Raw genomic sequence first — 16,866 nt, 5'->3', positions numbered from 1 at the left:
AGCCATAGCTACCCCCATCTAATCATGTTTATTTAAATTATTTTACCCAGCCTAAAATCATTTCACGTAATAGTTTAGAAGCTGTGTTAGCTGTCATTTCAGATGTGTCATAAATAGGTGCTACTTCCACCAGATCAAAGCCTACAACATTTACGCCGCTTGCTGCAATGGCATGAATGGAAGCTAGTAATTCTTTCGCAGTAATACCACCGCAATCAACCGTGCCAGTTCCCGGTGCATGAGCTGGATCTAACACGTCGATATCGATCGTTACGTAAACATTACGCCCCTCCAGCGTTGGAAGAACTTCCTTTAACGGCTCTAGTACTTCAAATTTAGAAATATGCATACCGTTTTCCTTCGCCCATTCAAATTCCTCTTTCATTCCTGAACGAATACCAAATGAATATACATTTTTAGGTCCGATATGTTCGGCAATTTTACGAATTGGTGTCGAGTGTGATAGTGGCTCTCCCTCATACTCCACTCGTAAATCTGTGTGAGCATCAAAGTGTATGATAGCTAGGTCATCATATTTAGCAGATACTGCTTTCATGACAGGCCAAGACACTAAATGTTCTCCTCCCATACCAACAGGGATTTTGCCATCAGCTAGTAATTTTTCAATGAATTTTTCAATTTCATCTAATGAACGTTGTGCATTCCCAAATGGTAGTGGAATATCACCTGCATCAAAATACTTTACTTCCTCAAGCTCACGATCTAAATATGGGCTGTACTCTTCAAGACCGATAGATACCTCACGGATACGTTGTGGGCCGAATCGTGAACCTGGACGGTAACTAACTGTCCAATCCATCGGCATACCATAAATAACTGCCTGAGCATCCTCATATGTAGGATGACTTTTTATAAATACATTTCCTGAATACGCTTCATCAAATCTCATTGCTAGACCTCCGTTATAAATAAAATATTATTTTAAAAAACAACTTATCTTAAAGTCCATCTATGATGGCTTACAGGATTGTAATGAAACCTGTATCCTTTTATCCTCGTATACATTATTGGAACGTCTAGCAAATTTCGATTAAAATCTACAAAGTATGTTGTTCTTGTCGAATGCCAGCGTTTCAAGTAGTACAAAAAAAGTATAGATGTTTTTGAATAAAGTGCAATAGTTTTTAGGTAGAATTTCGATTAAAGATGAATGTTCGAACACATACTAACGGTAAGTTCGAAGTTGTGAGAAAACGAGGTGAAAGTCGGATGAAACGAAAAAGCTATCATCGAAAGCAAAAGCGTGTAAAGCGCACACGGAAATCACTTACTTATTTTGTCGCCTTTGCAACTGCAATTGTCGTAGCATTTGTAGCACTACGCATCTATGTTCAAGTGGCTGGTGCACCGCCTTTAACCGTACCGAAAGCCTCAATTTTCTTAGATGAAAATGAGAACCAAATTGGAGACCACTTTACAAATCAAAGACGTTATTGGGTTGGTCTCGATGAGATGTCACCTTTTTTAAAAGAAGCAGTAGTAGCTGTTGAAGATAAAGATTTTTATAAACATGGTGGCTTTGACTATTCTCGTATTGCTGGTGCGATTTTAGTGGATATTAAGGCTGGAGGAAAGGTACAAGGAGCTAGTACAATTACCCAGCAATATGCGCGTAACCTTTATCTTTCTCATGAGAAATCTTGGACACGTAAATTAAATGAAGCTCTGTATGCTTATAGATTAGAAGTTTTTTATGATAAGGATGAAATATTAGAAGGTTATTTAAATACGGTTTATTACGGTCATGGCATGTACGGGGTGGAAGCAGCCAGTCGATTTTACTTTGGCAAGTCTGCCCGTGATTTAACGCTTGCAGAGGCAGCCATGTTAACCGGTGTACCAAAGGGTCCAAGTATCTATTCGCCAATTGCTAATTTGGATAAAGCTACAAATCGCCAACATGTTATTTTAAAGCTTATGGCAGATCAAGGAGCTATTTCACAAGAAGAAAAAACACGTGCGGAAAATGAACAACTTGTATTGAAAAATGACAGTTGGGTAGCAACCAAATCTGTTGCCCCTTATTTCCTAGATGTTGCTTGGCAAGAAGCGAGTGAAATTTTAAAATCAAAAAATCTGGATATTAGTGAGGGTGGCTGGACGATTCAAACAACCTTGAATCTGGAACATCAAAAAGCAGCCGAAGAAGCAGTGGCAAAAAACATGCCTGCTGATGATCTTCAAACAGCCTTTGTTAGTATGGAATCAAAAACTGGTGCTGTAACAGCATTAGTAGGTGGTCGTGACTATGCAGTAAGTTCATTTAACCGTGTGACACAGGCAAAACGTCAGCCAGGGTCTACCATCAAGCCTATTTTATATGCGGCAGCTTTAGAAAATGGGTACACTCCGCTTACTTTTTTAGATGTAGGTGAAACAACTTTTACCTATGATAATGGACGAGGGACGTATGCCCCTAAAAATGTAAATGGGCAGTTTGCTGATCACGATATGACTATGGCGCAAGCTATTGCTATCTCAGATAATATTTATGCTGTAAAGACTTTAGAAGACATTGGCTTCAAGGAATTTCACGATATGGCGAACCGTTTTAATGTAGGCATTGGTGCAAAGGATAATTTATCAATTGCACTTGGCACGATTGAAACTACGTTATATGAAATGACAAATGCTTATAATGTTTTAGCATCACAAGGGCAGCAAACGACTCCGACAGCAATTGTATCTATAAAAAATGCTAATGGAGACGTTATTTATGAAAATAAAGGTGTGACGAAAAAAACGGAGACAGCTATTTCCAAAGAGAATGCATTTATCTTAACAGAAATGATGACAGGTATTTTTGACCCCGTATTCAGCGATTACTCACCTGCCACAGGTATAAGCATTCGCTCACGCATGACCCATACTTATGCAGCAAAATCAGGGTCTACCAATAGTGACCAGTGGCTTATCGGTTTTACACCAAGTCTAACTGCTGGTGTCTGGAACGGCTATGACCAAGGGAAAAACCTAACGACAAAAGAAGATACTGCAGCGACAAAGCAAATATGGATAGACTTTATGGAGACTGTTAATAAAGGGACAAAAAATGAAGATTTCAAAAAGCCAAAAGCTGTTGAAGGCGTTGTTATCGATATCGAAACAGGTAAATTAGCGACTGACGCATGCCCAAAACAACGACTTGTCTATATGGAATCTAAGGATGTACCAACTGAGAAATGTACAAACTTCGACATTCTTGACAGTAATACATGGGGAGAATTTTGGAATATGCTACCGTTCTCCATATTTAAAGACTAAAAAATAAACAAACAATCATCCGGAAACCTTTTTAAACCTAATACGTTTTAAGTTATGAAGGCTCTCGACAAAGTAACAGATAGATATACGAAAAATAAGAAAAGCTTTCTCTTCCCCGGAGACGTGTCCGTGGGAACAGAAAGCTTTTCTTTTTATGGTTTGCGAAGTATGAGCATCATGGGGCATTTGGCTTGGGTTGTTCAAATGCCGCATAGCGCTCATCACTTTCGCGAAACCAAGTGTCCTAGCTTACTAAAATGTAAGCTCTGCCTCAAGTTTACTTTGTTTCAAACTCACTTTCAACCTAATATCGAAAACGATTGCAAAATGTCACAGTTTGTTCAATCATTAAAGGGCTATTCGACAAATAAGTCTTGACGCAATTGCTCGCTACTTCGCTCCCACAAGTCTGGATTAAGTTGTTCTAGGAAAGAAGCTAACACTTTTTTAGACGGTGTATCCATATGCTCTACGATAATATGACGCTTCATGGATTTATCCATTTTATTCACATGATCAGCCAAAATTTTATAGCCACGGCGTTTTTCACGGTTCACTACCATTTCACAAGCTGTTATTCCCGCATAGTAAGGTCCATCCTCTTTATGATCAATTGTCACCCATACTAGCCAATATGGCTTGCCACCGTCTGAATCCGCACGATCCGTTGTAAATTTAATTCCGCGTTCCACATCGCTACGCGCATGCATAGCACCAATCTCAACAGATGCTGTTCCCTCTTCCACATCTATAATGACTGGCGATACATTTTCTAACGAAAGCGAACCAATCCCAAATCCCTTATGACCATCAGTTGGGTCATTTTTTATAATAGTAAAGCCCATTTTTTGTTTTGGTTTTTCTTCATTTGTCATACTTAAATATCCTCCATTCTGCTATTATAAAAGGAAGCATATAGCCACAATTATCATGGCACTATGCCTCAACGCAAGTAAGAAGTTTATACTACTTTCTTATAAACTAACTATACAACATTATTCTATAAAGGAGGCAATATTATGCCATACGTAACAGTTAAAATGCTTGAAGGTCGTACAGAGGAACAAAAACGTGCCCTTGTAAAAGAAGTAACAGAGGCCGTTTCTCGCACAGTGAATGCACCTGCAGAAAATGTAACAGTTTTTATTGAAGAAATGTCTAAAAACCATTACGGCGTTGCTGGCGTTCGTTTGAGTGATAAATAAATTGAACTTGGGTAGAGCCGCCTAACGCTCTACCCATTTTTAAACGTTTCAATATTTCGTTACTATTGCTAGGATGTGATCAAAGATTAATGAAAAGGAAAAAACTTAAACTGGCCTTACTTCTATGTGCGCTTATCATCGGCTTGTTACTAATATTTATCACACCTATTCAAAACGCGCTGATTGCACGTATGAGTGACCAATTCAACGCAGTAGAGTACAGCACTGACGATATAAAAAAGAACAACCAACTAGATGCGAATTTTGAGTTCGAAGCCGTGCAATCACTGTCCATCGCCGAGGTTCTCCAAGCGCAAATAAATGCTAGTAAAATGCCTGTTATCGGCAGTATTGCCGTGCCTAGTGTCCATATGCAGCTTCCTATTTTAAAGGGAGTAGGCAATGCTGTTCTTGCTATTGGAGCGGGTACGATGAAGCCCAATCAGCAGCTCGGTCAAGGAAACTATGCTTTGGCAGGTCATTATTTTGAAGAGAAAGATATTTTATTCAGTCCCCTCTATCAAGCACAAATTGGCGATATTATTTATGTCACAGACATGAGTAATGTGTATGAGTATAAATTAGCGACTAAAAAAATTATTGCAGCAACAGATGTTTACATCGTGGATGATATCCCCAATCAGACGACGTTAACCTTAATTACTTGCGCGGAAAAAGGCTCCAAACGACTGGCTCTACAAGCAGATTTTGTGCAAAGCTATTCTTTAGAAAATGCCAAAGGAACCTTTTAAATCACACAAAAAGCGCCATCACTAAAAGATGGCGCTTTTTTGATTAAATCTCTGTTGTACGGCGACGCATGAACCATATTGACCCAGCTACAAGAAGTAAACCAACAAATACAAGAGCTGTTTGATTGGCTCCATCTGTTTGTGGTAATTTACCATGTGCTCTTAGCTGTGCTTCTAAGCGCTCTGCATCCGCTTTGATTTTATTAATATCAATAGCTTGAGCCACCTCAGTCTGCTCATCTTTTGATAGCTTACTATATTTTTTCAGGAAATCTTTATAAGCATCTAACGTATCTTTAGTTACGTTAGATGGATTATACGGTGGTAATTGTTTCCCTTGATCAATAACATTTTGTGCTGATGTGCCACCATTACCAGGAGTTGTAGGTTTGTTAGTATCTGGCTTTGGGTTATTTGGATCAACTGGCTTCTCTGGATCCGGTTTTGGTTTGTTTGGATCAACCGGCTTCTCTGGATCTGGATTTGGTTTGTTTGGATCAACTGGCTTCTCTGGATCCGGTTTTGGTTTGTTTGGATCAACTGGCTTCTCTGGATCTGGATTTGGTTTGTTTGGATCAACCGGCTGCCCTGACTCTGACGTGGGATTATCAGGATCAGTTGGATTTGTTACAGGTGGTGTTGGCTGAATGTTAGCCTCACACGTATTACCTACTGTTACTGTACCAAGGATTGTAATACCATTCTCTTTGACCATATATTTACCCGGCCTAATTAATGAATTACTTATCGTAATTTGACCTATATTATTTGTTGTAAATTCTGTTGAACCATTCTCTTCTATTACTACACCAGCTTCATCTGTGAATGTTACTTTGACACCTTCACGAGGCTGACCATACATATTGTTAATCGTTAATGTAAAGTTTGGACACGCAGGGGCAACTGATAAGTCTACTTTACAAATTTGTTTGTAAGAAACTACAATTTCTCCCAAATAAACTTTATTGTCATAAACGTCATACTTACCTGCGGGTACATCTTTAGAAACAAATGTCATACTACCATCCACTTCTATCACTGTGGAAATAACGTTACCTTGTTTATCTTTAATAACAACGTCTTTCCCCGCCTTAATTAGGACATTATTAGCATCCTTTAACTCTACTGTAAAGCGCTCGCAGGCTGGTGTTTGTTGAACTTCTGCTTGGCAATTAATATTGCTGGAGAATTCCCCAATTTTATTGCCATCTTTATCAAATACACTATAAACACCTGGCTCTAAATCTTTTAATTCTACTTTACCGTCTTTTGTTTCTTCAGTAGCTACCGTTTTCCCATCTAAATCTTTAATCGTTACTTTCGTTTTATCTGCTATCAATTCTCCATCAACATCTTTGACCGTTAGTTCGAACGTTTCACATTTTGGTGCTTGTATAATTGTAAATTCATAACCACAGCTTTTCTTGTATGTCAGTGTAACTGTACCCAAAAATTGGTTACCCTCGTATATTGTGTATTCACCTGGTTTTACACCAGTAGTAGGGTCATTTGAATGAACAGTAAACTTACCTACTGCGTCAGGAGATACCTTTGTCACTACTGTAGTACCTTGTTTTAATGTTAATTCTAAAATATTTGTACGAATATTACCTTGACCATCTTTCACTACAATTGTGTAGTTTTCACATTTTGGCACTGGTTGAACTACAGCTTTACAACCACCATCATATTTCACTATCACCTTTCCTAATTCACCTTCAACTGAATGAGTGACTGTATACTCACCAGCAGTAAAATGATTAGGTAATGTCACTTTGCCATTTGTTACTTTATATGGTGCTGTTTCTGTACCATTGGTATCCTTTAATGTAACTGTACCTGTAGTAATAGAATGACCATCAATATCCTTAATCTCTATTTCGAATTGTGTACAACTGCCACCAACTATTGGTGTCGTATTGACAAGTTGTGTTAGTAAGTCTGGCTGCTTATTTAGTGTCGTGTTTTCATCTAACTTAAATTTAAAATCAGACATTTTAGTATACCCAGTTGGTGCTGCTACTTCACGGATGAGATAGTCATTGTACGGCACATTTTCAAATGTGAACTCACCATTTGCATCTGTAGTAGCTGTTTGTATGATATATTCATTTGGTTTTGCGGTTTTTTTAATTAGTTGGAATTCAACACCAGCTAAATTTTCTTTAAATTGACCTGTAGCTGAATCGATACCAATTTTTTTGAATTTGGCACTGCCTCGTGTTGACGAAAAATCTGATTCGGAGCTACTAAAGTTAAATTTACCCTTATAGTCACTCTCAGTTTTTTGATTAGCCTTTGTTTGCCCCGTATAATGCAATGTTGCTGTATTTTCTAATGCATCACCGATTTGACCAAAGCCTATTGTTTTATACTGTACTTGATACCCTTTTCGATTTAAATCAGGGAATTCGAGGCTAAAGCCACCTTGAGTATCAAACTTGACAGTTACCCCTAATTGCAAAGGTGTTTGCCAGTTAGATCCATTTTGAATACCTGTTTTAGATACTGTATATGGTGCTAATAGAATACTACTTTCCAATAGCATTAAATTATTACCTGGTAAATCTGTTAAGATGACATTTTGACCTAAATCAGAATGAGATTTATTCACATCTAATGTCCAAGTAATGGTTTCTTTACTCGCGTTTTGTTGTGGTTTATTTTTTGTCACTAAATTGTTCGCTACATTCTCATCAATTTTTACTGGCGTAGATTCCAGCGTAAATTCTTGCGTACCTTTTGTTTTAAATGTGGCATCATTCGTATATACATTCCCTCTATCAGTAGACGTATCAGAACCAATACCTAAAATATGATCGTCATCCTTTGTGTTATAACGAACAACATATGCCTGGTAGTTGATATCTCCTGATAAGGAATCACGGAATGTTAATGTAAAGCCTTTATCTGTTTCCGCTGAAATTGTGTAATTATTCGAGTCAATCGGTGTAGTACCAATAGTTCCGCCTGTATCACTACCACCTAAATTAGTTAAAGGTAACACTTCAATTGTTCCCGGTAGATACTTATGTCCCTCACCAACTGTATCGATTAAAATAGCTCCATTAATATCCTTTTTATTGATATTCACTTTTACATCCCATGTAAATTGCTGCGTGGAGTAGTTAAACGTTCCCGATTTACTGCCATTATTAACAGTAGTTGATTGTGGAATATAGCTCGCAGAAGATGATTTTTCATATAATTTACCGCCACTTGTCCACTCTGTAGCAGCTGTATTTCCATACCCTTGCTTTTGTACAGTACCCTCATCACCAATTGCGAAGCTCGTTTGATAAGTGATAGTTGATGTACTACCTGCTGGTACGTTAATACCTGAAATTGTAAAGCCTTTTTTCTTATCTCCGGCAATTAGAGTATAAGGAATTGCTTTATCATTAAGCTTTACAGTGTGATCTATTAACTCATGTACCCCATCTGCAGCACCGGCTGTAAATGTATCTGTTAGTGTTAGGTTGTTAATTGGTTTAGTTGGATTATCAGATACAATGTTGATCGTCCATGTAATTACTTTTTTATCAAAATCAACTGTATATGATTTTTTTAATAGGTTTTCAGTAAGTACATAGTTTATATTCTTCTCTTTACCTGAACCGCTTGTCACACTATTATTAAACTGCCCTGCTTCATCTTCATAAAAATCCTGTTTACTATAGTTCGCATCATACACAATTGTATAGGCATCTGAAATATCGTTATCAAAGGTTAATGTGAAGCTTTTAGCATTTCCAGTTGTCGGATTAATAGTAAATCCATTTGTTACTCTGTTAGCTTCCGAAACTTTTGTCGCCACATTGCCAGCTGCATCATTCATTTTATAAACCTTAATGCTTGATGCATCGATTTCGTGAGGACCTTTAATTGTATCTATAATATATGCATCAGTTTGATCGATACTTAACAAATTATGATTGTAATCAATATGCCATTTTGTTTCGTAGTTTGTATTTTTATCTAACTTTTTATCTAGCGCTTTTCCATACGTAATGGTGTGCGTTGCCGTATTAGAAGATTCTATTTGTCCATCATTAGTAAATAGTACCTTGTTATTAAAGTTAACTACACCATCACGTTTATCCGCCTCTAATGTTACAGACGTTTTATACGTAATTTTATATGCATACTTACCAGTCAGCGTACTTTGAATATCACTCCAACTACCATTTGTCAGAACAATGTTTTCTGTACTTGTTCTCACTCCATTAAGACCAACCTCATATTGATACACATTTACGGAATTAGCCATAATTTCATGTGATGTTGGCTCGTCTGTTAAAGTTGGATTACTTAATAATTTACCTGCTTCATTAACCCATACCTGCCATTCCATCTCATGGTTACCATTTGCTGCAGGTGTAGGAGTCCCTAGTTTCTCCTTACTTACCTTTTTGTTGCTCGTTGAAGGTAAAAAAGTAAATTTAACTTTAATTATCTCACTACCGCCTGTGGCTGCAGGAATTTCCAGATCCTGCTCAATGTCGTCAGAAAGGTTATTAAAACCAGAATTGAATGTAACGGTTAATTCCTCTGGTTGAGAGCTTCCTGAGCCGGGCTCCATACCACTTAACTCTACACGAACTTTATTATCCGTAGTTACATAATTATATGTGATACCGTTTACTGTTTTGCTACCGGCGAATGCCCCATCAAAATCAATTAACGACTGTGGCAATTGGAATTCAAACCAACTCCCATCTCCCCAAGCTTCTGCTTGACTATCTTGCATTGGCACGGAAAATTTAACCGTGAAGTTAGCTGTTGTATTTGGAGCTAACTCTGTACCAAATTCACCTGCTCCAACTGTTTTTTCACCTATTTTCATTACAAATGATAATAGTGAAGCTGGAATTTCTTGAGGAACCAATGGTGAATTATCCACTGGCAATGTTTTAGCAGGTTCATCCTCCACTTTTTCTTCTTCAGGAGCCTGGCCCTCAGGATCTTGCTCCTTGTTTTCATTTTCTTGCGGTGTTGTAGAAAGCTCTTCTTCACCTATGTTATCTTCTGACAAATCTGTATCATTGCTCACTGGTGTAGAAGGATTTTTTTCCATTTCATCATCCGAACCATTGTCATTCACGACTGGTGGTGTCGAAAGGTCTTCAGATGCAAATACTGACAGTGGGCTGAGTAGTGTTTGGAACACTAACAACATGGTCAGCATAGCAATGTTCAATTTTTTTCTCATGACACTCCTCTTTTCTAATAGATAGAGAGCTTGATTGTTTACTACGACGATAGCTTTCTTTCATTTTCAGTTAAGCCTGCCCCAAACAATGGTTGCTCTCCTTCCTGAAATTAACTTGTCATTCTTGTGAATAAAAGCCAAATTGTATCCTAACATAGGACATAGGAATTAACAAATTATAGACTTTCCTGTATTTCAATTTTGATGCATTACTTTTGCGATACTCAAAACAACAGACATCACCACCTTTTATCATTTTTGATACATTATAACTATAAGTACTGAACAGATTCTAAACAATCATCTAAACATACAAAAAAAGCAGTAAACATCGCTCCTTTGAACGTGTTTACTGCTTTCTATTTCATATTTTATTTTCCGTCTCTTCTCAACAAAGTTAATATTCTCTGTTTAATGGTTGAATGCGTTGAATCATCTTCTAAAAAATCTAAAGGGAAATATATTTTATGGTCACGCTTCATCCGTCCTGAAATGGAATCAACAATAATTGATTCACGCGAAAGCTCACGTAGTTCACCATTTTTCATTTCTAAAAAAATCGGCACGCGCACTTCCTCTTCACCAGGTCTGTAAAAATCATACGGCAGATCTGCTGTTGTATCATGAACAAGATAATAGTCTGGGTTCAAGTCTGCCTCTTTGAAAAGTTCCTGTAGTTTTTGATATTTATCAAGCTCTACTCCAGGATCTAAATCAATGTATTGGAATAGCTTACGATTAACAAAGCGACGACTTAAATCACTTAGAATAGTATCTTCCTCTTGCATCCATAGTTGAAAATATGTAAAAAGAATACTCTCATCTAAGGCAAGATAATCCTCAAGCGTAATTGCGTTACGGAAAAATGCTAGGAAGTGTGTAGGTTCATGCTTAAATGTATAGCCTTCCAAGCTCAATTGTTTTACTCGTTTTAAAATTTTATTCAAAATAACCTCTGCACTTCGTGACACAGGATGGAAGTAAATTTGTAAGTACATTTGATAGCGACTCATAATATAATCTTCTACTGCATGCATACCAGTAGCTTTTATGACCACTTGGTTTTTTCGAGGACGCATTACTCTTAAAATCCGCTCCATATCAAAGTGACCATAACTAACGCCAGTAAAATAAGCATCACGTTGTAGATAATCCATACGGTCCGCATCAATTTGGCTTGAAATTAAGCTAATAACTTGTTTGTTTGGATACGTCTTTTCAATTACTTGTGATACCTTTTCAGGAAAATCACCTGCCACTTTTTTCAACACAGCATTGACTTCCGTATCACCCAGTAAAATTTCTCTCGTATAGTATTCATGATCCAGCTCAAAGACATTTTCAAACGCATGTGAGAATGGCCCATGTCCTAAATCATGTAGGAGTGCCGCACATAGCACTAAAAGTCGTTCACCCTCATCCCAATCCGGACGACCAACAAAGATATCATCCACTATACGGCGTACTATTTCATAAACACCAAGCGAATGGCTAAAGCGGCTGTGTTCCGCCCCATGAAAGACTAAAAATGTGGTACCAAGCTGACGAATTCTACGTAAACGCTGAAATTCTCTTGTACCTACTAAATCCCATATCACTTGGTCTCGAACATGCACATAACGGTGAACAGGGTCTTTAAATACCTTTTCTTCTTGTAATTTAGCGTTTGCATATGTCATTTGTATAGCACCCCCATTTTGTTATAGTTCTATTATATGCGATAAATCTAGGACTAGCATACTTATTCACTTTTTTCTATAGATACTAACAACCTGTTTCGATCATTTTCACAATTATTCTAAATTTCTATTGAATAAATGAACAAAAAGCTTTCTCCAACAAGTAGAGACAGCTTTTCGTTTTACTTATTCTTTAATTTTGTTAAAACCTTTTCCATTAGTTCTTCTTCTGTTAATGCAGCAACAGGGCGGCTATTTACGAAGGTAAATGTTTTTTTGCGTCCTGGACCACAATAAGAATGACAGCCAATTTCGATGGTTGCATCAGGATCGATTTCCTTTAATTTTGGAATTAACGTTTTTAAGTTAACGGCCTGACATTCATCGCAAACTTTAAACTCGTTTGCCATTTTGTCAACAACCCTTTCTATATAGTATTTTTCAAACAAAATCCGCTCGCTCTATGGAACGTATGACCTTCACATATTTAAGTATGCAGCATACGTACAAACCTACAACGGGTATTGTATCGTACTTTTCCCCTTCTATTCAAGCATAATTCCTTTCACATGGATGAATAAAAGGTTAAAAGATTGGTCATGCTAGTCTTAAATAATAAGTTCCAAAAAAGGTGGAGGTTTTTAATATGAGTAAAATCAGACAAGATGCTTGGTTAGAAGAAAATGATGAATTATTAGCAGAGGCGGTCATTCGTCACGTAACGGAGGGAAGCACACAGCTAAACGCTTTTGAAGAAGCTGGTGATGCGTTAAATCGTACGGCTGCAGCCTGTGGTTTCCGTTGGAATGCTGTTGTTCGTAAAGAATATGAAGAACAATTAGCAGAGGCTAAAAAGGAAAGAAAAGAAAGAATGCGAGTGTTAGGAGCTCCTGCAAGACGTCGCACTTCTAGTATGTTTACAGTAAATAGTAGTGCAGCAGAAGGAAAATCAATTCCGCTATCCGCTCTTTCTCTTGATATTGTTATAGCTTATTTACTACGTTTACAGCATTCTGGTGAAGTAGGCAATGAATCTTCAAAATGGAGACAGCTTGTACATGTAACATCAGAGAAAAATAAAAAACTAGAGAAAACAATTACAAAGCTCGAAGAAGAAAACCGAGCAATCCGCAAAGATTACGAACAATTTGTTCAAATTATGAATCGTGCTAGACGACTTGTTACATTAGATGAAGAGGAAGAACGTGTTGCACCTGTTTTTAAAATGGAGAAAAACGGAAATCTCGTAGTAAGTAGTTCTAATTTCCAGCCTGAAAATGGCGATGCGCTTAATTAGCAGCATCGCCTTTTTTTATGTGTGTTAATAGCTGTCTCTATTCATGTCGTTCTAGCATTTTGGCATTACGCTCAAAAACACGCTTTAAATAGAAACCGTATAATGTTAATTCTTCGTCATGAAAAGATTCTGGATGTACTTTTCCACCTAAGTGATGAAGGTATTGCTGTAGACGAATAACGACTGCCTCTACTGTTAAATGTGGATCGACAAGCTCCGATAATGATGCCATGACTTCAGGAACGATTTGTGGATAAGTAAATTTCGTCTCTTCCTGCTGTAAGCTTTTCTCGTAAAAATCTCGAATAAGGGCAGCACGCTGCGAGCCGCTACCTTCTATACATAAATAGATTTGTACAGCTACACCTTGGCGTAAACGTCTTTGTGAAATCCCTGCAAACTTTTTCCCTTCAATACTTAGATCATACGAACCGGGGCAATATGAGCCTACTATTTCATAGGCTTCAATCTTCTCAGCTACCTCTGGAAATAAACCTTTGACGAGGTCGACCATCACATCATAGCCATCATTTATGCTTAATGAATCCATTTGTTCAGATAATACAATGGAAATGTTTAGAACTCCTTCATCAAGGACAACAGCTAATCCACCTGAATTCCGAACGATAGGTTGATAACCTCTCGATTTTAGTAAATCCATTCCCTGCTGTACATATGGTAAACGATGATCTTGGATGCCAAGCACAACCGATGCCTCGTGAACCCATGTCCGAACAGTTGGTGGTGATACTAATTGTCCAACTAGCTGGCACAACGTATCATCAGTTGCAAATGATTCTAACGGAGATCGCTGCTTTGCGCTAATTGATTGATCATAATAACGCCAAATTGGCTGCTGTAAAATACTTTTCATATTGGTACTCCTCTAATTCCATCTCTTCTCTTTAGCATACATCATCTATAGTTGGTGTCAAATTCGTGAAAACCATTCATGAACTTAGGGATTTTGCACAAACTATGATAAACTAATTTTGAATAGTATTCACTTATAAAGGAGTGTTTTCAATAATGAATGAAGCAGCAATTACGTTAGATGGTTGGTACGCTTTACATGATTTTCGCTCAATTGATTGGGCTTCATGGAAGCTCGTTTCTGCTGAAGAACGTCAAGCAGCAGTAGAAGAATTTCTTGCTTATTTGGAGAAATTAAATGAAGCAGATATCGCTAAAACAGGTGCTCATGCCTTCTATGCAATCGTTGGTCAAAAGGCTGACTTTATGATTATGACATTGCGTGAAACAATGGATGAGCTACAAGAGCTTGAAGCAGAATTTAATAAATTAGCCATTGCTGATTTTACAATTCCTACATACTCTTATGTATCTGTTGTTGAGCTTTCAAACTATTTAGCTGGTGAATCAAATGAAGATCCATATCAAAATCCACATGTACGTGCACGTCTATACCCTGAGCTTCCTCGTTCTAAATATGTGTGCTTCTACCCTATGGATAAACGCCGTCAAGGGAATGATAACTGGTACATGCTATCAATGGATGAGCGCAAATCATTAATGCGTTCTCACGGTATGATTGGTCGCGGTTATGCTGGTAAAGTAAAGCAAATTATTACAGGCTCTGTTGGCTTTGATGATCACGAATGGGGCGTAACATTATTTGCTGATGACGTTTTACAATTCAAAAAGTTAGTGTATGAAATGCGCTTTGATGAAGTATCTGCTCGCTATGGTGAGTTTGGTGCATTCTTCGTCGGAAATCTACTTGATAACGATAAATTAGTAACATTCTTAACGGTTTAATACGTACATTAAAAAATGCGGGTCCCTAGTGAGGACTCGCATTTTAAATTTCATTTTCTTCCGCATTCTCAGCTTCAAAAATTAAGATGATTGTATGAATAAAAAATCCGGTAAGAATCATCAGAAAAACCAAATACCAATTATACGGCTGATGATAGTATTCTGCTATCCCGACTGCCATAAAGGCACTAATAATTATTGCTACAAACATACTAAAAATACGCATTGTAACGCTCCTTCATGAAAGCAAAAATAAATTCTACCTTAGTATGTCTCTGAATATCAGTACTATACTGGCAAAGCAAAATTATCTATAAAATAAAAAAGCGCCATCCCACTGCGATGACACTTCCTTAATCATTGAATTTATTTTTTTCGTATTTCCTCAAGAGCTTTCGTCCTTTACTTTTAAAATTAAGATGATCGTTTGAATAAAGAAACCAATCACTATTATTAAAATAAATAGATACCAATGGAGCGGCTGTCCATAATACTCCCCTAGTAAAAAGGCCAGCACTGCACTTAGTAATATCCCAAACCATACCCCTATTTCCATAAGTAATCACCTCACATGTATGGCCTACACATGCAATTTATTGATCTCCTATCCCCCTATTTATATCTTTTTCTATTTACCCAATTTTTTATAAAAGTTATCTAATATGAATGGCTTTTAGATTATTTTTTACGGACTTGTCGTTATTACTACTATATGCGTAGTACCTTTGTTGTGTGAATTTCTTTCTTCACAAAATTGAACATGTCTACAATACCATCATGCATATACTGACAGCGAGGAGGTATGAAAATCGCTGTTATTAAGACGAATGATGCCCAGACAGCCCTGCTAGCAAGGCTTATGCGTGCCGAGGCAGAAGGCGAAGGTGAGTTAGGCATGCTGATGGTTGGGAATGTTGGCGTTAATCGTGTAAGGGGTGATTGTTTAGATTTTGGTGATATTCGAACAATTGAACAGATGGTTTATCAGCGTCCAGGTGGCTTTGAAGCAACTCAAAAAAGTTATTTTTATCAACGAGCACGTGATCAAGATATCCGGTTAGCCAGAAGGGTGATTCAAGGCGAAAGATTTCACCCAGCTAACCGTTCCTTGTGGTTTTTCATGCCGGCGGGCGATTGTCCTGCACAATGGTATGGCCAATGGAATACAGGCAGATACAAATCTCATTGCTTCTTCTCGCCAACTGAAGAAGATTGTCCTCAAATTTAAAAAGAAAGTAGGTTGATTATTGATGATGCCTTATTATTGGACACCAACAACTCAACAACAAATGACTCCTCCTCCAGTCACAATCCCGACCGGACGACCACCAGGCCGCGAAGAGTCCTATATAGAAAATATTTTACGGTTGAATCGCGGAAAACCAGCTACCTTCCATTTTTCTTTTGAGCATGCAGTGGAACAAGGCAAAAACACAAAAACTGTGCGTGGTGTGGTAGAGGCTGCTGGGCGAGATCATGTTATCATTCGTGAACTTAAATCCAATCACCGCTTCTTATTCCCAATGATTTACTTTGATTTTGCTGAATATGATGAAGAAATGGCTTATTTTAATCAAAATCCATAATCGCTATATTGTATCTTAAAAATCCGCAATACTCTCACTGACAATAGTCGATGAGAGTATGCGGATTTTTA

15 protein-coding genes are annotated in these 16,866 nt (G+C 37.6%); 7 read left to right on the top strand and 8 right to left on the bottom strand.

Features of this window, described 5'->3' with window-relative positions:
- Window positions 1-37 precede the first annotated feature (37 nt).
- A complete protein-coding gene (speB, locus tag PI85_RS14970) occupies window positions 38-910 on the bottom strand; it encodes an agmatinase (protein WP_036122947.1) in 873 nt (290 codons plus the stop codon).
- A gap of 320 nt (window positions 911-1,230) precedes the next feature.
- On the opposite strand from speB, the gene PI85_RS14965 reads away from it, so the two are divergent.
- A complete protein-coding gene (locus PI85_RS14965; RefSeq protein WP_036122944.1) occupies window positions 1,231-3,285 on the top strand; it encodes a transglycosylase domain-containing protein in 2,055 nt (684 codons plus the stop codon).
- 356 nt (window positions 3,286-3,641) lie between these two features.
- Here the strand turns inward: PI85_RS14965 and PI85_RS14960 are convergent, their stop codons facing one another.
- Complete coding sequence (locus tag PI85_RS14960) at window positions 3,642-4,160, bottom strand: YwhD family protein (RefSeq protein WP_036122942.1); 519 nt, start codon at window positions 4,158-4,160, stop codon at window positions 3,642-3,644.
- 144 nt (window positions 4,161-4,304) lie between these two features.
- Between PI85_RS14960 and PI85_RS14955 the strand changes: the two genes are divergently transcribed.
- Window positions 4,305-4,490, top strand: a complete 186-nt coding sequence (locus PI85_RS14955; protein WP_012292709.1) for a 2-hydroxymuconate tautomerase — start codon at window positions 4,305-4,307, stop codon at window positions 4,488-4,490.
- 143 nt (window positions 4,491-4,633) lie between these two features.
- Entirely contained in the window at window positions 4,634-5,242 is a 609-nt protein-coding gene (locus tag PI85_RS14950) for a class A sortase (protein WP_235318492.1), read from the top strand.
- Between the two features lie 43 nt (window positions 5,243-5,285).
- Here the strand turns inward: PI85_RS14950 and PI85_RS14945 are convergent, their stop codons facing one another.
- The 3 genes from PI85_RS14945 to PI85_RS14935 form a co-directional block, all read right to left on the bottom strand.
- On the bottom strand, window positions 5,286-10,454 hold the full coding sequence (locus PI85_RS14945; protein WP_036122939.1) for a collagen binding domain-containing protein: 5,169 nt from the start codon (window positions 10,452-10,454) through the stop codon (window positions 5,286-5,288).
- Window positions 10,455-10,825: 371 nt separating this feature from the next.
- The gene (locus PI85_RS14940) at window positions 10,826-12,133 is read right to left on the bottom strand and encodes an HD domain-containing protein (protein ID WP_036122938.1); all 1,308 of its coding nucleotides are present in this window, start codon (window positions 12,131-12,133) and stop codon (window positions 10,826-10,828) included.
- Window positions 12,134-12,315: 182 nt separating this feature from the next.
- A complete protein-coding gene (locus PI85_RS14935) occupies window positions 12,316-12,543 on the bottom strand; it encodes a DUF1450 domain-containing protein (RefSeq protein ID WP_008179127.1) in 228 nt (75 codons plus the stop codon).
- Between the two features lie 236 nt (window positions 12,544-12,779).
- On the opposite strand from PI85_RS14935, the gene PI85_RS14930 reads away from it, so the two are divergent.
- Window positions 12,780-13,430: an RsfA family transcriptional regulator gene (locus PI85_RS14930; RefSeq protein ID WP_025115432.1), complete on the top strand. Its 651-nt coding sequence runs from the start codon at window positions 12,780-12,782 to the stop codon at window positions 13,428-13,430.
- A gap of 37 nt (window positions 13,431-13,467) precedes the next feature.
- Here the strand turns inward: PI85_RS14930 and PI85_RS14925 are convergent, their stop codons facing one another.
- The gene (locus PI85_RS14925) at window positions 13,468-14,304 is read right to left on the bottom strand and encodes a lipoate--protein ligase family protein (RefSeq protein ID WP_036122935.1); all 837 of its coding nucleotides are present in this window, start codon (window positions 14,302-14,304) and stop codon (window positions 13,468-13,470) included.
- Between the two features lie 155 nt (window positions 14,305-14,459).
- Between PI85_RS14925 and hemQ the strand changes: the two genes are divergently transcribed.
- Window positions 14,460-15,209, top strand: coding sequence for a hydrogen peroxide-dependent heme synthase (hemQ, locus tag PI85_RS14920; protein WP_031418454.1), 750 nt, complete (start codon window positions 14,460-14,462; stop codon window positions 15,207-15,209).
- Between the two features lie 43 nt (window positions 15,210-15,252).
- On the opposite strand, the gene PI85_RS14915 is transcribed toward hemQ, so the two are convergent.
- A complete protein-coding gene (locus PI85_RS14915) occupies window positions 15,253-15,435 on the bottom strand; it encodes a hypothetical protein (protein ID WP_008176013.1) in 183 nt (60 codons plus the stop codon).
- A 159-nt stretch (window positions 15,436-15,594) separates the two neighbouring features.
- The gene (locus PI85_RS24685) at window positions 15,595-15,765 is read right to left on the bottom strand and encodes a hypothetical protein (RefSeq protein WP_008176015.1); all 171 of its coding nucleotides are present in this window, start codon (window positions 15,763-15,765) and stop codon (window positions 15,595-15,597) included.
- 246 nt (window positions 15,766-16,011) lie between these two features.
- Here PI85_RS24685 and PI85_RS14905 point away from each other — a divergent pair, with 246 nt between their 5' ends.
- Complete coding sequence (locus tag PI85_RS14905; RefSeq protein WP_036122931.1) at window positions 16,012-16,437, top strand: cell wall hydrolase; 426 nt, start codon at window positions 16,012-16,014, stop codon at window positions 16,435-16,437.
- A gap of 22 nt (window positions 16,438-16,459) precedes the next feature.
- Window positions 16,460-16,795, top strand: a complete 336-nt coding sequence (gerQ, locus tag PI85_RS14900) for a spore coat protein GerQ (protein WP_008176019.1) — start codon at window positions 16,460-16,462, stop codon at window positions 16,793-16,795.
- Window positions 16,796-16,866 lie beyond the last annotated feature (71 nt).

Origin of the sequence: Lysinibacillus sp. A1, assembly GCF_000801965.1 — a bacterium.
GTDB classification, from domain to species: domain Bacteria; phylum Bacillota; class Bacilli; order Bacillales_A; family Planococcaceae; genus Lysinibacillus; species Lysinibacillus fusiformis.
This window is presented reverse-complemented; position numbering and strand designations above follow the sequence as displayed.

What these genes read in the sequence shown, in the direction of transcription:
- speB (WP_036122947.1), bottom strand. Translation starts at nt 910, where the DNA reads ATGAGATTTGATGAAGCGTATTCAGGAAATGTATTTATAAAAAGTCAT.
- PI85_RS14965 (WP_036122944.1), top strand. Translation starts at nt 1,231, where the DNA reads ATGAAACGAAAAAGCTATCATCGAAAGCAAAAGCGTGTAAAGCGCACA.
- PI85_RS14960 (WP_036122942.1), bottom strand. Translation starts at nt 4,160, where the DNA reads ATGACAAATGAAGAAAAACCAAAACAAAAAATGGGCTTTACTATTATA.
- PI85_RS14955 (WP_012292709.1), top strand. Translation starts at nt 4,305, where the DNA reads ATGCCATACGTAACAGTTAAAATGCTTGAAGGTCGTACAGAGGAACAA.
- PI85_RS14945 (WP_036122939.1), bottom strand. Translation starts at nt 10,454, where the DNA reads ATGAGAAAAAAATTGAACATTGCTATGCTGACCATGTTGTTAGTGTTC.
- PI85_RS14940 (WP_036122938.1), bottom strand. Translation starts at nt 12,133, where the DNA reads ATGACATATGCAAACGCTAAATTACAAGAAGAAAAGGTATTTAAAGAC.
- PI85_RS14935 (WP_008179127.1), bottom strand. Translation starts at nt 12,543, where the DNA reads ATGGCAAACGAGTTTAAAGTTTGCGATGAATGTCAGGCCGTTAACTTA.
- PI85_RS14930 (WP_025115432.1), top strand. Translation starts at nt 12,780, where the DNA reads ATGAGTAAAATCAGACAAGATGCTTGGTTAGAAGAAAATGATGAATTA.
- PI85_RS14925 (WP_036122935.1), bottom strand. Translation starts at nt 14,304, where the DNA reads ATGAAAAGTATTTTACAGCAGCCAATTTGGCGTTATTATGATCAATCA.
- hemQ (WP_031418454.1), top strand. Translation starts at nt 14,460, where the DNA reads ATGAATGAAGCAGCAATTACGTTAGATGGTTGGTACGCTTTACATGAT.
- PI85_RS14915 (WP_008176013.1), bottom strand. Translation starts at nt 15,435, where the DNA reads ATGCGTATTTTTAGTATGTTTGTAGCAATAATTATTAGTGCCTTTATG.
- PI85_RS24685 (WP_008176015.1), bottom strand. Translation starts at nt 15,765, where the DNA reads ATGGAAATAGGGGTATGGTTTGGGATATTACTAAGTGCAGTGCTGGCC.
- PI85_RS14905 (WP_036122931.1), top strand. Translation starts at nt 16,012, where the DNA reads ATGAAAATCGCTGTTATTAAGACGAATGATGCCCAGACAGCCCTGCTA.
- gerQ (WP_008176019.1), top strand. Translation starts at nt 16,460, where the DNA reads ATGATGCCTTATTATTGGACACCAACAACTCAACAACAAATGACTCCT.